Source organism: Microbacterium sp. S1037, from assembly GCF_048381605.1.
GTDB classification, from domain to species: domain Bacteria; phylum Actinomycetota; class Actinomycetes; order Actinomycetales; family Microbacteriaceae; genus Microbacterium; species Microbacterium testaceum_B.
The window spans coordinates 855019-871579 of sequence record NZ_JBLWIG010000002.1 but is presented as its reverse complement, the minus strand read 5'-3'; the positions used below and the strand labels follow the sequence as shown (position 1 = coordinate 871579).

The window sequence follows — 16561 nt, the reverse complement described above, 5'->3', positions numbered from 1 at the left end:
GTCGTTGTCTCCTCGTATTACTTCTTGGCGGCGGCGATCGAGTCGCGCGCGGCCTCGACGACGGCCTCGGCCGTGATGCCGAACTTCTGGAAAAGGGTCTTGTAGTCGGCCGACGCACCGAAGTGCTCGATCGCGACCGAACGACCGGCGTCGCCGACGATGCCGTGCCAGCTGAGCGCGGAACCGGCCTCGACCGACACGCGCGCCTTGACCGAGGAGGGGAGCACCGACTCGCGGTACGCCTCGTCCTGCTCGGCGAACCACTCGAGCGACGGAGCCGACACCACGCGGGCGTGCACGCCCTCAGCGGCGAGCGTCTCGCGCGCCTGGACGGCGAGCTGCACCTCGGAGCCGGTGGCGATGAGGATGACGTCGGGCTCGCCGTTCGCCGCCTCGGCCAGGACGTACGCACCCTTGACGGCACCCGCGGCCGAGGCGAACTCGTCACCGGATGCCTCGCCCTCGCCGCGCGCGAACACGGGGATGTTCTGGCGGGTCAGGGCGATACCGGCGGGGCCGGCGGTGCGGCGGAGCATCTCGAGCCACACGACGCTCGTCTCGTTGGCGTCCGCGGGACGCACGAGAGCGAAGTTGGGGATCGCGCGGAGCGTCGCGAGCTGCTCGATCGGCTGGTGCGTCGGGCCGTCCTCGCCGAGGGCGACCGAGTCGTGCGTCCAGACGAAGATCGTCGGGATGTTCATCAGGGCGGCCAGACGCACCGGCGGGCGCATGTAGTCGCTGAAGATGAGGAACGTGCCGCCGAAGGGGCGGGTGGGCCCGTGGAGGACGATTCCGTTGAGGATGGCGCCCATGGCGTGCTCGCGGATGCCGAAGTGCAGCACGCGGCCGTACGGATCGCCGGACCACTCGTGCGTCGACCACGAGGTGGGGATGAAGGACTTGGCATCCTTGATCGTCGTCAGGTTCGACTCGGCGAGGTCGGCCGAGCCTCCCCAGAGCTCGGGGAGCTCGGCGGCCAGCGCGTTGATGACGGTGCCCGAGGCGGCGCGGGTGGACACGTCCTTGCCCGCCTCGAAGGCGGGAAGCGCGTCGGCGATGTCGGCGGGGAGCTCGCGGGCCTGGAGGCGGTCCCAGAGCTGCTTGCGCTCGGGGTGGGCGGCGGCCCAGGCGTCGAACTTCTGCTGCCAGGCGGCCTTCTCGGCCTCGCCGCGCTCGACGAGCCCGCGCGTGTGGGCGATCACCTCGTCGGCGACGGCGAAGTTCTGCTCGGGGTCGAAGCCGAGCACCTCCTTGGTGGCCCGCAGCTCGTCGGCGCCGAGCGCCGAGCCGTGGATCTTGCCGGAGTTCTGCTTGCCGGGCGAGGGCCAGCCGATGATCGTCTTGAGGATGATGAGCGACGGCTTGCTGGTCTCGCCCTTGGCGGCCTCGATCGCGGAGTAGAGCTCGGCGACGTCTTCGACGTACTGACCGGTCTTCTTCCAGTCGACGGTCTGGACGTGCCAGCCGTAGGCCTCGTAGCGCTTCTGCACGTCCTCGGTGAAGGCGACGTTCGTGTCGTCCTCGATCGAGATCTGGTTGGAGTCGTAGATCGCGATGAGGTTGCCGAGCTCCTGGTGGCCAGCCAGCGAGGACGCCTCGCTGGTCACGCCCTCCTGGAGGTCGCCGTCACCGGCGATGACGTAGACGTAGTGGTCGAAGGGGCTCTCGCCGGCGGGGGACTCCGGGTCGAAGAGGCCGCGCTCGTAGCGCGCCGCGTAGGCGAAGCCGACCGAGGAGGCGAGGCCCTGGCCGAGCGGGCCGGTGGTGATCTCGACGCCGTCGGTGTGGCCGTACTCGGGGTGGCCCGGGGTGAGCGAACCCCAGGTGCGCAGCGCCTCGAGGTCTTTCAGCTCGAGGCCGAAACCACCGAGGTAGAGCTGCACGTACTGCGTGAGCGAGGAGTGACCGGCGGAGAGGATGAAACGGTCGCGGCCCGGCCAGTGCGTGTCGGCCGGGTCGTGCCGCATCACGCGCTGGTACAGCAGGTACGCGGCGGGAGCCAGCGACATCGCCGTTCCGGGGTGGCCGTTGCCCACCTTCTCAACGGCATCCGCCGCGAGGATGCGAGCGGTGTCCACCGCGCGCCGATCGATCTCGTCCCATTCGAAGTCCGACAACAGGGTCGCCTTTCTCGATACTTTGCGCCCGGATCACTTCCGACGCCGCACTCACCACCGTAGGAGTGGGAGAGGGGTGGGGTGTCGGCGCGGGGCGCGCGTTCACGGCCAGCATAGCGAGATCGACCGCGACCGTTGCGGTCCGTGACGGGGGTCGACAGGCGGCCGGTCGTGTGGTGGGCATGGCGTAGAATCGTGGAGGTTTCATACGCGCTACCCCGGGGGACGATGGACATCTCGACGACGTCGCACGTCATTGCGACGACCGATCGCCGCTCCGTCGGACGAACCATTCGCGCTTACGTCGCTCTGACGAAGCCGCGTGTGCTCGAGCTGCTGCTCGTCACGACGGTGCCGGTCATGATCCTCGCGCAGGGCGGCCTGCCGAACCTGTGGCTCATCTTCGCGACCGTCATCGGCGGTTCGTTGAGTGCCGGATCCGCCGCGGCGTTCAACATGTACCTCGATCGAGACATCGACGCGCACATGCAGCGCACCGAGAACCGGCCGCTCGTCACCGGCGAGGTGTCGCCGCGGGGAGCGCTCGTCTTCGCGTGGACGCTCGCGGTGTTCTCGACCGTGTGGCTGTGGGCCTTCACCAACACGCTCGCTGCGGGTCTGTCGGCCGCGGCCATCTTCTTCTACGTCGTGATCTACACGATGATCCTCAAGCGCCGCACCGAACAGAACATCGTGTGGGGCGGGATCGCTGGCTGCTTCCCCGTGCTCATCGGGTGGTCGGCCGTGACCGGATCCCTTTCCTGGGCGCCGTTCATCCTCTTCGCGCTGGTGTTCCTGTGGACACCCCCGCACTACTGGCCGCTGTCGATGAAGTACGCCGATCAGTACGACGAGGTCGATGTGCCCATGCTCGGCGCGACCCGTAGTGGATCGCAGGTGGGCCTCCAGGTCATCCTGTACGCGTGGGCCACCGTCGCCTGCTCGTTGCTGCTCATCCCCGTGGCATCCATGGGTCTCGTCTACACGGTCTCGGCGGTCGTCTTCGGTGGGTGGTTCATCTACGAATCGCACCGCCTGTACTCCCGTGCCGTACGGGGTGGCGAACCCCGGCCGATGCGCGTGTTCCACGCCTCGATCACGTATCTCACGCTCCTGTTCGTCGCGATCGCCGTGGATCCGCTGCTGCCGTTCTGACGGTCTGCGTCCACGAGAAAGCGCCCGCCCCGATCTCGGGGCGGGCGCTTTCTCGTGTGGCTCAGCGCGCGGCGGAGTCGGTGTCGTCCTTCTGGGCTGCCGCCTGCGGCGGGGCGGGAGCGGTCGAGGGCGTCTCGATGTCGGCGTCCTCGACGGCGATCGGGGCCGCGGTGGTCGGGGCCGTGGAGGGGGCGGTCGCGAAGGCCGGAGCCTGCTCGGGCGCCGTTTCTTCGTCGCTGGTCCAGTCGATGGTCTCGATGGCGACCTCGGGGTTCGTGCGCGTCGAGACGACGGTGGCGACGGCGAGTGCCGAGGCGAGGCCGATCGCGCCCGCGGCGAGCACGGCGGCGCCCACCGACACCCACGACTGGGCGACGTAGACGGTGACGACCGTGGCGTTCGGGTCGTTGACCAGGGCCTGGATCGCGTTGACCTGCGCCAGGACGAGGACGAGTCCGCCGATCACTGCGGCGAGCGACGCGATCACGAGCACCCAGAACGGGATGTTGGTGACCAGACGGGGACGGGTCTGCATGAGATGTACTCCTTGTCGTTCCGCGCCCGGGGGAGGCGCGGATGCGGTTTCCGGTGGCGAGGCACCGGGGATCCGGGCGCAGGGGTGCACCGGACAGTCCACGGTGTCGCATGCATCATGGCGGTGGCTAGGGGTCGCCGATGAATTCCCTATGAGCGTATAAGGGGCATGTCGTGCACACGGGAAGCCGCCTGGGATGCCAAGACCGCCCCGGGCCTATGGCATCCGGGGCGGTCTTGCGAAGCGCGGTGGTCGTCAGCCGCGAGCGGACGCCGTCTCGCGTCGGTCGGCGGCGGCGACCGCGGCCGCGGGCTCCTTGAGGCGCAGCACGACCACGGTCATCGCGGAAGCGGCGAGGGCAGCGAGCACCATATGGGTGCCGACGGCGATCTCGGGCAGGCCGTTGCGCGCCTGGTAGAGGCCGACGGCGATCTGCACGAGCTCGATCGCCAGGAGGGCTGTTGCCCACCGACGTACGGGCAGTCGCAGACGCCACGCCGCGATGACGACGACCAGCGTCAGGATGAAGAGGGCGTACCCCGGCCAGGAGTGCACGTGCTCGAGGATCTCGGCGTCGAAACCGTTGCGACCGGCCGCGGCGTCGCCCGAGTGGGGGCCGGCCCCGGTGGTGAGTACACCGAACACGATCGTGAGGGCGAGGACGCCCGTGGTCGCGTGGACGAGACCGGCGAACCATCGCGGAACGGCGAGGACGCGGCTCCCGGCCGGACCCGACATCAGCACCAGGAAGGCGGCGCACACGGCGACCAGCGACACCGACGCGATGTAGTGGAAGCCGACGATGAACGGGTTGAGGCCCGTGAGGACGGTGACTCCGCCCACGAGCGCCTGCGCGACGACGCCGCCGAGCACGATCAGCGCGAGGACGAACAGCACGCGGCGTTCGCGCCGCATGCGCCAGACGAGCACGACCACGACGAGGGCCAGGATGCCGACGAGCCCTGTCAGCGTCCGGTTTCCGAACTCGATGACCCCGTGGATCCCCATTTCGGGAGTGTTGACGATCGAGTCGGCGGTGCAACGCGGCCAGGTGGGGCAGCCGAGCCCCGAGCCGGTCAGACGGACGGCGCCGCCGGTCCCGATGATCAGGACCTCGGCGACGAACGAGAGCCACGCGAAGACGCGCACGCGGCGGTCGACGTCGGCCGGCAGCCACGCGACGAAGCGGCGGAGTCCTCCGGCGAGGCGAGAGCGGGCGGGGGAGGTCGAGGCGGAGGACATGCGTCGGGCTTCCTGGCAGCGGGCCGCTCGGGGCCGTCGGGGCAGCGGTGCTGCCGTGCCAGGAGCGGGTCTTGCCTGTAGAATCAAAGGGTCCGGGTGCAGCGCTCACGCGTTCGGCACCAGAGACAGTCTAGGCGCGCAGCCAGCGCCTTCGAGCGGGCTCACCAGCGACCTTCCTGAGACTTCGACCGGAGTCCGGAATGTCGGGGCGGATGACACCGTTGCAGCCCGAGAAGGAGAGTGATCACCATGTCCGATGTCCTCATCGACCGACCAGAGCTCGAGAGCCTGGGGCAATACGAGTTCGGCTGGCACGACACCGACGCCGCCGGCGCGGTGGCCCAGCGCGGGATCAACGAGGACGTGGTGCGCGGCATCTCCGCTCTCAAGTCCGAGCCCGAGTGGATGCTGAAGACCCGTCTGAAGGGGTACCAGCTCTTCGGTCGCAAGCCGATGCCGACGTGGGGCGCCGACCTCTCCGACATCGACTTCGACAACATCAAGTACTTCGTGCGCTCGACCGAGAAGCAGGCGCAGTCGTGGGAGGACCTCCCCGAGGAGATCCGCAACACGTACGAGAAGCTCGGTATCCCCGAGGCCGAGCGCCAGCGTCTCGTCGCCGGTGTCGCCGCCCAGTACGAGTCCGAGGTCGTCTACCACCAGATCCGCGAGGACCTGGAGCAGCAGGGCGTCATCTTCATGGACACGGACACGGCTCTGCGCGAGCACCCCGAGTTCTTCGAGGAGTACTTCGGCACCGTCATCCCCGCGGGCGACAACAAGTTCGCGGCGCTGAACACCGCGGTGTGGTCGGGCGGCTCGTTCGTCTACGTCCCGAAGGGCGTGCATGTCGAGATCCCGCTGCAGGCATACTTCCGCATCAACACCGAGAACATGGGACAGTTCGAGCGGACGCTGATCATCGCCGACGAAGACAGCTACGTCCACTACATCGAGGGCTGCACGGCTCCGATCTACAAGTCGGACTCCCTGCACTCGGCCGTGGTCGAGATCATCGTGAAGAAGAACGCCCGAGTGCGCTACACGACGATCCAGAATTGGTCGAACAACGTCTACAACCTCGTCACCAAGCGCGCCGTCGCCCACGAGGGCGCGACCATGGAGTGGGTCGACGGCAACATCGGCTCCAAGGTGACGATGAAGTATCCGTCCATCTACCTCATGGGCGAGCACGCCAAGGGCGAGACCCTGTCGGTCGCCTTCGCCGGTCCCGGTCAGCACCAGGACGCGGGCGCGAAGATGATCCACATGGCGCCGTACACGCAGTCGTCGATCGTCTCGAAGTCGATCGCTCGCGGCGGCGGTCGCGCCGGTTACCGCGGTGAAGTGCGGGTGGATGCCAATGCGCACCACTCCGCGAACACCGTGCGCTGCGACGCGCTCCTGGTCGACACGATCTCGCGCTCGGACACGTACCCGGCCATCGACATCCGCGTCGACGACGTGCAGCTCGGCCACGAGGCGACCGTCTCGAAGGTCAGCGAGGAGCAGCTCTTCTACCTGCAGTCCCGCGGTCTGCCCGAAGACGAGGCCATGGCCATGATCGTGCGCGGGTTCATCGAGCCCATCGCCCGCGAACTCCCCATGGAGTACGCGCTCGAACTGAACAAGCTCATCGAGATGGGCATGGAAGGATCCGTAGGCTAAATGACGACTGCGACCGAATCACCCGCAGCCGCCGAAGGTCATGTCGACCCGGCCGCCCTCGTGGCGTCCGTCGTCCCGGTGCAGACGCGCTCGGAGCGACCCACGTCCTTCGACCCGGCTGACTTCGGCGTTCCCACCGGCCGCGAGGTCAACTGGAAGCTGAGCCCGGTCGACCGGCTCGCCCCGCTCTTCGTCGACGAGGCCGGCCCGTCCGGCGTCATCGAGGTCGACGTCCAGGCACCCGCGGCGGTCGAGCAGCTGCGCCTCGCGTCGGGCGATGCCCCGCGGGGCGAGCACTTCCGTCCCGAGGACAGGCTCGCCGCCCTGGCGTGGACCCACGAAGCCGAGGCTCCGCTTCTCCGCATCCCCGCCGAGGTCGAGCTCGACGAGCCCATCGTCGTCCACCTGAACGGCACGGGCGGCCTCGCGCACGCCCACGTCGTGATCGAGGCGCAGCCGCACTCGCGGGGCACCGTCGTGCTGCGGCACGAGGGGACCGCTCAGCACGCGCAGAACGTCGAGATCCTCGTGCGCGACGGCGCCGAACTCACGGTCGTGTCGGTGCAGAACTGGAACGACGACGCGATCCACGCCTCCTCGCACCAGGCCCGCGTCGACCGCGACGCCAAGCTCACGCACGTCGTGGTGAGCTTCGGCGGCGGCGTGGTGCGCGTCAACCCCTCGGTCGAGCTCGCCGGCGCGGGCAGCGAGGGTCGCCTGTACGGCCTCTCGTTCTCGGACGCCGGTCAGCACCTCGAGTCGCAGGTTTACTTGCACCACAAGGGCCCGCACACCGTCGGCGACGTGCTCTACAAGGGCGCGCTGCAGGGCGAGAGCGCCCGGAGCGTGTGGATCGGCGACGTGCTCATCGGACCGGATGCCACGGGCACCGACTCGTACGAGGCCAACCGCAACCTCGTGCTCACCGACGGGGCGCGCGCGGACTCGATCCCCAACCTCGAGATCGAGACCGGCGACATCCAGGGCGCCGGCCACGCCAGCGCCACCGGACGCTTCGATGACGAGCAGCTCTTCTACCTCCAGGCCCGCGGCATCGCGGAAGAAGAGGCGCGACGTCTCGTCGTGCTCGGCTTCCTCAGCGAGATCGTCCAGCGCATCGGCATCCCGGAGCTCGAGAGCGAGCTCATCGCCGCGATCGAGCGCGAGCTGGCCGAGGGGGCTGCTGCGTGAGCGCGACGCGCGCCTGCGCGCTGAGCGAGCTCGTGCAGGACGAGGCGCGGCGCGTCGAGATCGACGGCGTCGCCATCGCGGTCGTGCTCGACGGCAACGGCGATGTCCACGCGATCGGCGATGTCTGCACGCACGGCGACATCTCGCTCTCCGACGGCTTCGTGGAGGGCGAGACGTTGGAGTGCTGGGCCCATGGCTCCGCCTTCTCGTTGAAGACCGGCCGCCCGCTGAACCTCCCGGCCTACGAGCCGGTCCCCGTGTACGAGGTCGTGATCGACGGAGACGACGTGCTCATCGATCCGTCCGTCACCAAGGCGACGGCCTGAGCGCCGCCCACGCCGCCGCCCACGACGACGACCACGACCAGAGACTTTACGAGTAAGGAACACCATGTCTGTCCTCGAGATCCGCGACCTCCACGTGACGGTCGAGACGGAGAACGGTACGACCCCGATCCTCAACGGTGTGACGCTGACCATGCGCACCGGCGAGACCCACGCCATCATGGGCCCCAACGGCTCCGGCAAGTCGACCCTGGCGTACACGATCGCCGGTCACCCCAAGTACACCGTGACGAGCGGCTCCATCACCCTCGACGGTGAGGACGTGCTCGAGATGAGCGTCGACGAGCGCGCCCGTGCGGGCCTGTTCCTCGCGATGCAGTACCCGGTCGAGATCCCCGGTGTCACGGTCACCAACTTCCTGCGCACGGCCAAGACGGCCATCGACGGCGAGGCACCGGCGATCCGCAGCTGGACCAAGGACGTCAAGGGTGCCATGGAGAACCTGCGCATGGACGCGAAGTTCGCCTCGCGCAACGTCAACGAGGGCTTCTCGGGTGGCGAGAAGAAGCGCCACGAGATCCTCCAGCTCGAGCTGCTGAAGCCGAAGATCGCCGTCCTCGACGAGACCGACTCGGGCCTCGACGTCGACGCGCTCAAGATCGTTTCCGAGGGCGTCAACCGTGCCAAGGAGCAGACCGACCTCGGTGTGCTGCTCATCACGCACTACACCCGCATCCTGCGCTACATCCGCCCCGACTACGTGCACGTGGTCGTGAAGGGCCGGATCGTCGAAGAGGGCGGTCCCGAGCTCGCCGACCGACTCGAGGAAGAGGGCTACGACCGCTTCCTCGAGGCCGGTACCCCGATCGACGCGTAAGATCGTTACATGACCGCAACCCTCGCTCCCGAGAAGTACGACGAGGTCACCGAGGCCCTGAAAGACGTCATGGACCCCGAACTGGGGATCAACGTCGTCGACCTCGGACTCATCTACGACCTCGCCTGGGACGACGAGAACGACGCGCTCGTCATCCACATGACCCTGACCTCGGCCGGCTGCCCGCTGACCGACGTGCTCGAAGAGCAGACGGCCCAGGCCCTCGACAACGTCGTGGACCGTTTCCGCATCAACTGGGTGTGGATGCCGCCGTGGGGTCCCGAGCGGATCACCGACGACGGCCGCGACATGATGCGCGCCCTCGGCTTCGCGATCTGAACACTTTCCTCGAATGCCCACCCCTCTCGGGGTGGGCATTCGTGTTTCTCCGTCTGACACCCGGATTCCGTGGCATCCGAGGCTCTCATTAGGCTTTCGGGATGAGCGTTCCCCCCTTGAAAGCCCTGCCGCTCGACCTCCTCCGCCAGCGCAGCAGCACCAAGTGGCGCTCCTACGGCGACGACGTCATTCCGATGTTCGTCGCCGAGACCGATTTCGCCCTCGCACCCGCGATCACCGCCGCCCTGTATCGGGCCGTCGAGATCGGCGACACCGGCTACACGCCGCCGCGACCCGGTATCGACCTCGACTTCGCCGCGTACGCCGACCGCCGCTGGGGATGGCGTCCCGACCCCGCGCGAATCCGCTGGACCGGGGACGTGATGATGGGGGTCGTCGAGGTGCTGCGCGCGGTCACCTCGCCGGGCGACCGCGTGATCGTCACCCCGCCGGTGTACCCGCCGTTCTACGACACCGTGGAGGAGGCCGGAGCAGTCGTCGAGCGCGTTCCCCTCCTCGACGACGGCGAGCGTTGGTCTCTCGACCTGGAGGGGATCGAACGCGCGCTTGCCGACGGCGCGCGTTCGGTGCTGTTGTGCAATCCGCACAACCCCACCGGGACCGTCCACACGCGGGAGTCGCTCGCGGAGCTCGCTCGGCTGGTGTACCGCTACGGGGCCACGGTCGTCAGCGACGAGATCCATGCGCCCCTGACCCACGCGCCGTCCGTCTTCACCCCGTTCCTGGATGCCGGGCCCGAGGCGGCTGCTGTGGGGTACGCGGTCACGAGCGCGAGCAAGACGTACAACCTGGCGGGGCTGAAATGTGCCGTGATCGTGACCGGCTCGGACGAGACCGCGGCGGTGGTGCGGGGGCTGCCGTGGGAGGTGGAGTGGCGGGCAGGGCTCTTCGGCGTGATCGCCAACCGCGCCGCCTTCGCGGCCGAGAGCGACGCGTGGCTCGATCAATTGCTCGTCGCCCTTGATGAGAACCGCCGTCTTCTGGCGGAACTGCTCGCTGAGCATCTGCCGCTCGCGCGATACCGCCTGCCCGAGGCGGGCTTCCTCGCCTGGGTGGACGTGTCGGCCTACGGCTGGGGTGACAACCCGGCGCCGCTCATCCGCCGGGAGGCCAAGGTCGCCCTGCATCACGGTCCGCTTTTCGGGGTGGAGGGCCTTGGACACGTCCGCATCAACGTCGGGTGCGCGCCCGAGGTGCTGCGCGAGGCGATCGAGCGGATCGGCCGGCTCGCGCGCGGAGCATGAACGGTCGGTCGTCTCGACCGTGGGATAACGGATGCCGGGGTTCTGGCATCCGGAGATAGGTAAGGGTATCCTTATTCGGTGACCGCCACCGCCACGCGCCCCGCCTACCGTCCGTACGTCGCCGTGGTGAAGGAGGCCCGCAGGCTGTCGCCGCACTTCGCGCGAATCACGTTCACCTCCGCGGATTTCGACGTTTTCGGCACCGACCGACGTGACCAGCGGATCAAGATCGTGCTGCCCGGGCCGGACGGACAGTTGTGCGACATCGGTCAGAACGATCCGTCGGCGATCGACAACGGCGAGTGGTACGTCCGCTGGAGGGATCTGCCCGACGCGGAGCGGATGCCGTTCCGCACGTACACCGTGCGGCGGATCGATCCCGAGGCGCGCGAGCTCGACGTCGACTTCGTGCTGCACCACGACGCCGGGCCCGCGGGGGCGTGGGCCGAGGCCGCGGCGCCGGGGGACTCGATCCTCGTCGTCGGTCCCGACGCGCGCAGCCCCGAGTCGGCGCAGGGGATCGACTTCCACCCGGGTACGGCTCGGCGCCTTCTGCTGGCCGGCGACGAGACCGCCGCCCCGGCGATCTGCGCGGTGCTCGAGGGACTCGAGCCCGGCATGGACGTCGACGCGTTCATCGAGGTGCCGACCATCGACGATGCGCTTCCGCTCGCCGTGGGAGACGCGCGCGTGACCTGGCTGGCGCGCGACGAGCGCTCGCACGGCGAAGCATTGATCGAAGCCGTCGAGGGCTGGACGCAGTCGTCGGGCGAGGTGCTCGCCCGCGCCGCAGCTCCGCGGCCACAGGAGCTCGAGGACATCGACCTCGAGAAGGAGCTGCTCTGGGACAGCCCGGAGGACGGAGAGGGCGAGTTCTACGCGTGGATCGCGGGGGAGTCGTCGACCGTCAAGACGCTGCGCCGGATGCTCGTGCAGGGATGCGGCGTCGACCGCAAACGCGTCGCCTTCATGGGGTACTGGCGCGAAGGCCAGACGGAGCGGTCGGCCTAGGCCGTGTTGCGGAACGGCCTCCCGTCTTTCGAAGGCGAACCGGGCTCAGCTGCGTGAACGTGGGATCGCTGCGACGATCCCCCAGAGTGTCAGATCATGCACGGGCGCAGGACGCCGGGGCGGCCCATTCCGCGGTCACGGTATCCTCGCGAGGATGATGACCAAGGTGGAAGGCTATCGCCCGCCGGCGTTTCCGCTCCTCGAGGCTCGATTCAATCGGTCCGAGAACAACACCACGCGATGGCTGTATGGCTGGAACGGCCTTGTCACTGAGGCTGCCACGGATGTCACGTTGGCAGCTTCAGCTCCCGCGGGACGTGCCCTGGTCACTTCGGGTCTGTGGGCAGATGAGTGGGGTGTTCGGATAGCCGCACTCCTGGCTGCCAATTCTCTGGATCGGTCTCGGCTCTTCCGCGGAATCGCCATCGATGCGGCCGCGAACGACGTGTCGTGGCGATCGGCTCCGCTCTCGATCGACGGAGAATCGGCACAAGTAGCGATCGGTCACGTCGGCGATTTCACCGTCGCATACGCGATCGATACACCTGCGCAGTTTGCCGCCGCATGGCGAAACGACAGTGAGCTCGAATCGCTCGGCGTGATGGACGCGGCAGGATATTTAATCGACCCGTCACAGATGCATTCCTACCCGTCGCTGCACGAGCAGACGATGAGAGTGAAGTCCGTCGTCGACTTCTCCTAACCCCCGCAGATCTCCTCGCGATCTCGAGGTACATCTCGAAGGGCAGCGCTGGTCTTGCGCCCGCGCAAGCGGATGAGCCGCGCACGAAGCCATGCCTGACGGCCATGCAGCTACACCCCCGAGGAGGGTTCGCCAGAATACGGATGCCGGGATGCCGGCATCCGCACTCCTCAGCTCAGGTCAGCTCAGCGCCTGCTCCGGCTCGGTCACCGTGTGGTGCCGGCCGATCGGGATGACCATCGGGCGACCGGTCAGGGGGTCGGGAACCACGCGACTGTCGAGACCGAACACCTCTCGCACGATCGTCTCGGTGAGCACCTCGGCCGGATCGCCCGCCGCGACCACGCGACCCTGCGCCATCGCGACCAGGTGGTCGGCGTAGCGTGCGGCGAGGTTCAGGTCGTGCAGCACCATCGCCACCGTGGTTCCGCGCTCGCGGTTGAGATCGGTGAGGAGGTCGAGCACGTCGATCTGGTGGCTGATGTCGAGGAACGTGGTCGGCTCGTCGAGCAGCAGGACGTCGGTCTCCTGCGCGAGCGCCATGGCGATCCAGACGCGCTGGCGCTGCCCGCCGCTGAGCTCGTCCACGGAACGATCCGCGAGGTGCGCGGTGTCGGTCGCCTCGAGGGCGCGCGCCACGGCGGCGTCGTCGGCGCTCGTCCACCGTGACAGCGCACCCTGATGAGGGTGGCGGCCCCGGCTGACGAGGTCGGAGACGGCGATGCCGTCGGGGGCGATCGGGGACTGCGGGAGCAGACCCAGCACGCGCGCCACCTGCTTGGTGGGTTGGCGGTGGATCGCCTTGCCGTCCAGGAGGACCTGGCCCGCGGAGGGCGTGAGCAGACGTGCCATGGCCTTGAGCAGCGTGGACTTGCCGCACGCGTTCGCCCCGACGATCGTCGTCACCCGGCCGGGCGGGATCCGAAGGTCGAGCGTGTCGACGATGGTCCGGTCTCCGTAGCCGAGGGTGACGCCCTCGGCCACCAGGGAGCGCTCGACGGTCATAGCGAAGTTCCTCCGGATCGGCTGCTGCGCACGAGCAGGTAGATGAGATAGGGGGCCCCGAGAACGCCGGTGATGACGCCCACGGGAAGGCGGGTGCCGAAGGCGTACTGGCCGCAGAAGTCGGCCACGAGGACCAGCAACGCGCCGATGAGGCCCGCGGGGAGAATGGGGGAGCCGACCGGCCCGAGGAGTCGCACCGCGATCGGGCCCGCGAGGAACGACACGAACGCGATGGGGCCGGCGGCGGCGGTACCGAAGGCGAGCAGCCCCACGGCGGCGACGATGAGCAGGACGCGGCTCCGCTCGACGGGCAGCCCCACCGCGGCGGCCGTCTCGTCGCCCATGCGCAGGATCTCGAGCCGGCCGGAGAGGGCGAGCACCACCGGTCCGAGCACGAGGACGGCGACCATCACGGGCAGCGCCCGATCCCACGTCGCATCGTTGAGGTTGCCCGTGATCCAGCGCATGGCGGCGGGCAGGTCGTACTCCGCGGCGCGCGCGATGACGTAGGACACCACGGCCTGGCACATCGCGGCGACGCCGATGCCCACGAGGATCAGCCGCGCGCCCGATCCGCCGTTCCGGTAGGCGAGCAGGTAGATCGTGAGGGCGGCTACAAGGGCGGCAGCCATCGCCAGAAACGACACGGCCGTCTCCCCGAGCCCGAGCACGACGATGCCGATGACGGCTGCCGCGCTCGCGCCGGTGTTGATGCCGATCACGTCGGGGCTCGCGAGGGCGTTGCGGAGCATCGACTGGAAGATGACGCCGCCCATTCCGAAGCACAGACCCGTGAACAGCCCGGTCACCGCGCGGGGAAGGCGCAGTTCGCCCACCGTGAACGACGCTCCGGAAACGCGTTGCCCGGTGAGCACCCCCCACACCTGGACGGGGGAGTAGGCCGTCTGCCCGAGCATGAGGGAGAGCGAGAAGGCGGCGATCACGAGGAGTACGAGGACGCCGGTGATCAGCGCCCACCTGCGGCGCCGCCGCTGGCGCCCGGCGATGACGGAGGTCAGCGCGGGGGGAGACGGGGAGACGAGGGTGGCGGTCATAGCGCTCTCATCCTCTGGCGCCGGACGAGCGCGATGAAGAACGGGGCGCCGACCAGGGCGGTGACGATGCCGACCTCGATCTCTTCGGGTCGTGCGACGACGCGGCCGACGATGTCGCCGAGAGTGAGCAGAGTGGCTCCGCCGAGAGCTGACACGGGGAGCAGCCAGCGGTGGTCGACACCGACGACGAGACGGATCATGTGCGGGACGACGAGACCGACGAAGCCGATGGGCCCGGCGACCGCGGTCGCCGCTCCGCACAGGATGACGGCCCCACCGGTGGAGACGAGCCTCGCCGTGCGCACGCGCGCGCCGAGCCCCGCGGCGAGCTCATCGCCGAGGGCCAGGGTGTTGAGCGTCGATGCGCAGGCGAGGCAGATCACCAGCCCGGCGAGGAGGAAAGGAAGCACCTGAAGGATGGTCTCGAACGTCGCGCCGCCGACGCCGCCGATCTGCCAGAAGCGGAAATCGTTCATGACGTTGATGCGCGGAAGGAGGACGGCGCTAGTGAGAGAGCTGAAGGCCACGGCGCTCACGGCGCCGGCGAGCGCAAGACGCAGCGGCGTGGCGCCACCGCGGCCGAGCGAGCCGATCGCATAGACGAGAACCGCGGCCGCCGCGGCACCGATCATGCCGACCCAGATGTACGACGTCGCAGATCCGAGCCCGAAGAAGGCGAGCCCCACGACGATCGCGAGTCCCGCTCCGCCGTTGATGCCCAGGATCTGCGGGTCGGCGAGGGGATTGCGCGTGGCCCCCTGCAGGACCGCGCCCGAGACCGCGAGAGCCGCGCCGACGAGGATCGCCAGCAGCGTGCGCGGAACGCGCTTGGCGACCGCGGCCGCCGAAGCCGTGTCGGTGGAACCGGTGAGCCCGGCCCAGACGTCGGCCGGCGTGACATCGCGAGCCCCGAACGTGACCGACAGGATCGCGGCGACGACGAGGACGATGACGAGCGCCACGACACCGACGGCGCGGCGCCGCCCCCAGCGACGCGGGCGGGCGTCGCCGGGGGCGGTGGGTGCCGGAGCGAGAGTGCTCATCGCGCCGACGCGCGAGGGGTCCGCATCAGGACGCGGCCTTCTCCGCCGCGGCACCGACGAGGCCGATGTACTCGTCGCCGTAGCTCGTGCCGATGTTGAGCGGCGTCGGGGTGATGGCCGACGAGAGGGTCGAGCCGCTCTCGATCACAGCGATCGCGCCGTTCGCCACGGCCGGGATCTTCGACAGCAGCGGGTCGGCCTGCATCGCGGCGATCATGCCGTCGGCTCCGTAGGCCACCATCACCTGGACGTCGGCGAAGTTCTCGATCTGCTCGGTGGAGGGGGTGAACCAGAAGGTGTCCGATGCCGCCGACTGCGAGGCGACGTACGAGGACGGCGCGAGCCCGAGCTCCTCGAGGTAGCCCATGCGCGGGTCCAGCGTGTTGTAGAAGCCGAGCGTCGACAGGTTGGTCGGGTCGTAGTACGTGAGGAGCGACTTCTTGCCGGCGATGGCGGGGTACTTCGCCGCTTCGTCGGTGATGTGCTTCTCCTTGTCGGCGACGAGTGCCTCGGCCTCGTCCTTCAGGCCGAGTGCGGTGCCGTCGAGGACGGTCATGTCCTGCCAGGTGGTGCCCCACGCGACGTTCTGGAAGGTCACGACCGGTGCGATCTTGCTGAGCGTGTCGTACTGCTCCTGCGTCATGCCGGAGTACGCGGCGAGGATGACATCGGGCTGCGCGTCGGCGATGGCCTCGTAGTCGTAGCCGTTGGTCTCGTCCATGAGCACGGGGGTCTCCGCGCCGAGCTCGGCGAGCTTGTCCTTCGTCCAGGGCAGCAGGCCGTCGCCGTCCTCGTCCGCGTAGGTCACCTTCGGCATGGCGACGGGGACGACACCGAGCGCCAGAGCGACGTCCTGGTTGCCCCAGTCGACGGTGACGACCCGCTCGGGCTTGGCGGTGATGGTCGTCTCGCCGAACACGTTGCTGAGTGTCACGGGGAAGGCGCCGTCCGCCTCGGTGGATCCCTCCGAGGCGCCGGGGGCGGCTGAGGTGCCGGCGCAGCCGGAGAGGACGAGAGCGGAACCGACGGCGAGAGCCGCCAGAGCGCGGAATCGGGACACGAAGAGCCTCC

General features: G+C 68.9%; 16 protein-coding genes. 9 read left to right on the top strand and 7 right to left on the bottom strand.

All coding sequences use genetic code 11. The features are described from left to right. Positions 1-17: 17 nt before the first annotated feature. The gene (gene tkt, locus ACMW4R_RS14895) at positions 18-2117 is read right to left on the bottom strand and encodes a transketolase (protein ID WP_418300256.1); all 2100 of its coding nucleotides are present in this window, start codon (positions 2115-2117) and stop codon (positions 18-20) included. Between the two features lie 228 nt (positions 2118-2345). Here tkt and ACMW4R_RS14890 point away from each other — a divergent pair, with 228 nt between their 5' ends. After that, complete coding sequence (locus ACMW4R_RS14890) at positions 2346-3272, top strand: heme o synthase (protein ID WP_058597859.1); 927 nt, start codon at positions 2346-2348, stop codon at positions 3270-3272. Between the two features lie 61 nt (positions 3273-3333). On the opposite strand, the gene ACMW4R_RS14885 is transcribed toward ACMW4R_RS14890, so the two are convergent. After that, on the bottom strand, positions 3334-3807 hold the full coding sequence (locus ACMW4R_RS14885) for a hypothetical protein (protein ID WP_058597727.1): 474 nt from the start codon (positions 3805-3807) through the stop codon (positions 3334-3336). 255 nt (positions 3808-4062) lie between these two features. Further along, positions 4063-5049 (bottom strand): COX15/CtaA family protein, encoded by a 987-nt coding sequence (locus ACMW4R_RS14880; RefSeq protein WP_418300255.1) that lies wholly within the window; start codon positions 5047-5049, stop codon positions 4063-4065. Positions 5050-5298: 249 nt separating this feature from the next. Here ACMW4R_RS14880 and sufB point away from each other — a divergent pair, with 249 nt between their 5' ends. The 8 genes from sufB to ACMW4R_RS14840 all read left to right on the top strand — a co-directional run bounded on the left by sufB (position 5299) and on the right by ACMW4R_RS14840 (position 12387). After that, positions 5299-6717: a Fe-S cluster assembly protein SufB gene (sufB, locus tag ACMW4R_RS14875; protein ID WP_058597729.1), complete on the top strand. Its 1419-nt coding sequence runs from the start codon at positions 5299-5301 to the stop codon at positions 6715-6717. Next, on the top strand, positions 6718-7908 hold the full coding sequence (sufD, locus tag ACMW4R_RS14870; protein WP_058597730.1) for a Fe-S cluster assembly protein SufD: 1191 nt from the start codon (positions 6718-6720) through the stop codon (positions 7906-7908). Next, positions 7905-8234 carry a non-heme iron oxygenase ferredoxin subunit gene (locus tag ACMW4R_RS14865; protein ID WP_058614619.1) on the top strand — a complete coding sequence of 110 codons (330 nt, stop codon included), beginning with the start codon at positions 7905-7907 and terminating at the stop codon, positions 8232-8234. Before sufD ends, ACMW4R_RS14865 begins: the two co-directional genes overlap by 4 nt. A 64-nt stretch (positions 8235-8298) precedes the next feature. Further along, positions 8299-9069 (top strand): Fe-S cluster assembly ATPase SufC, encoded by a 771-nt coding sequence (sufC, locus tag ACMW4R_RS14860; RefSeq protein WP_058597732.1) that lies wholly within the window; start codon positions 8299-8301, stop codon positions 9067-9069. Between the two features lie 9 nt (positions 9070-9078). Continuing rightward, positions 9079-9408: a metal-sulfur cluster assembly factor gene (locus tag ACMW4R_RS14855; protein ID WP_013586729.1), complete on the top strand. Its 330-nt coding sequence runs from the start codon at positions 9079-9081 to the stop codon at positions 9406-9408. 101 nt (positions 9409-9509) lie between these two features. Next, positions 9510-10673, top strand: a complete 1164-nt coding sequence (locus ACMW4R_RS14850; protein ID WP_058628939.1) for a MalY/PatB family protein — start codon at positions 9510-9512, stop codon at positions 10671-10673. A 78-nt stretch (positions 10674-10751) separates the two neighbouring features. Beyond that, a complete protein-coding gene (locus tag ACMW4R_RS14845) occupies positions 10752-11684 on the top strand; it encodes a siderophore-interacting protein (protein WP_058627485.1) in 933 nt (310 codons plus the stop codon). A 154-nt stretch (positions 11685-11838) separates the two neighbouring features. Then, on the top strand, positions 11839-12387 hold the full coding sequence (locus ACMW4R_RS14840) for a hypothetical protein (RefSeq protein WP_153001300.1): 549 nt from the start codon (positions 11839-11841) through the stop codon (positions 12385-12387). A 180-nt stretch (positions 12388-12567) separates the two neighbouring features. Here ACMW4R_RS14840 and ACMW4R_RS14835 read toward each other — a convergent pair whose 3' ends face one another. The 4 genes from ACMW4R_RS14835 to ACMW4R_RS14820 are packed head-to-tail and all read right to left on the bottom strand — an operon-like array spanning position 12568 to position 16550. Next, positions 12568-13392 carry an ABC transporter ATP-binding protein gene (locus tag ACMW4R_RS14835; RefSeq protein ID WP_058614617.1) on the bottom strand — a complete coding sequence of 275 codons (825 nt, stop codon included), beginning with the start codon at positions 13390-13392 and terminating at the stop codon, positions 12568-12570. Continuing rightward, entirely contained in the window at positions 13389-14447 is a 1059-nt protein-coding gene (locus tag ACMW4R_RS14830; protein WP_418300254.1) for a FecCD family ABC transporter permease, read from the bottom strand. Before ACMW4R_RS14830 ends, ACMW4R_RS14835 begins: the two co-directional genes overlap by 4 nt. Further along, the gene (locus ACMW4R_RS14825) at positions 14444-15490 is read right to left on the bottom strand and encodes a FecCD family ABC transporter permease (protein WP_418300253.1); all 1047 of its coding nucleotides are present in this window, start codon (positions 15488-15490) and stop codon (positions 14444-14446) included. Before ACMW4R_RS14825 ends, ACMW4R_RS14830 begins: the two co-directional genes overlap by 4 nt. A gap of 25 nt (positions 15491-15515) precedes the next feature. Continuing rightward, positions 15516-16550, bottom strand: a complete 1035-nt coding sequence (locus tag ACMW4R_RS14820; RefSeq protein ID WP_058597739.1) for an iron-siderophore ABC transporter substrate-binding protein — start codon at positions 16548-16550, stop codon at positions 15516-15518. Positions 16551-16561: the final 11 nt, after the last annotated feature.

Coding starts and splice junctions, on each gene's coding strand:
- ACMW4R_RS14890 (WP_058597859.1), top strand. CDS start 2,346: ATGGACATCTCGACGACGTCGCACGTCATTGCGACGACCGATCGCCGC.
- ACMW4R_RS14885 (WP_058597727.1), bottom strand. CDS start 3,807: ATGCAGACCCGTCCCCGTCTGGTCACCAACATCCCGTTCTGGGTGCTC.
- ACMW4R_RS14880 (WP_418300255.1), bottom strand. CDS start 5,049: ATGTCCTCCGCCTCGACCTCCCCCGCCCGCTCTCGCCTCGCCGGAGGA.
- sufB (WP_058597729.1), top strand. CDS start 5,299: ATGTCCGATGTCCTCATCGACCGACCAGAGCTCGAGAGCCTGGGGCAA.
- sufD (WP_058597730.1), top strand. CDS start 6,718: ATGACGACTGCGACCGAATCACCCGCAGCCGCCGAAGGTCATGTCGAC.
- sufC (WP_058597732.1), top strand. CDS start 8,299: ATGTCTGTCCTCGAGATCCGCGACCTCCACGTGACGGTCGAGACGGAG.
- ACMW4R_RS14855 (WP_013586729.1), top strand. CDS start 9,079: ATGACCGCAACCCTCGCTCCCGAGAAGTACGACGAGGTCACCGAGGCC.
- ACMW4R_RS14850 (WP_058628939.1), top strand. CDS start 9,510: ATGAGCGTTCCCCCCTTGAAAGCCCTGCCGCTCGACCTCCTCCGCCAG.
- ACMW4R_RS14840 (WP_153001300.1), top strand. CDS start 11,839: ATGATGACCAAGGTGGAAGGCTATCGCCCGCCGGCGTTTCCGCTCCTC.
- ACMW4R_RS14835 (WP_058614617.1), bottom strand. CDS start 13,392: ATGACCGTCGAGCGCTCCCTGGTGGCCGAGGGCGTCACCCTCGGCTAC.
- ACMW4R_RS14830 (WP_418300254.1), bottom strand. CDS start 14,447: ATGACCGCCACCCTCGTCTCCCCGTCTCCCCCCGCGCTGACCTCCGTC.
- ACMW4R_RS14825 (WP_418300253.1), bottom strand. CDS start 15,490: ATGAGCACTCTCGCTCCGGCACCCACCGCCCCCGGCGACGCCCGCCCG.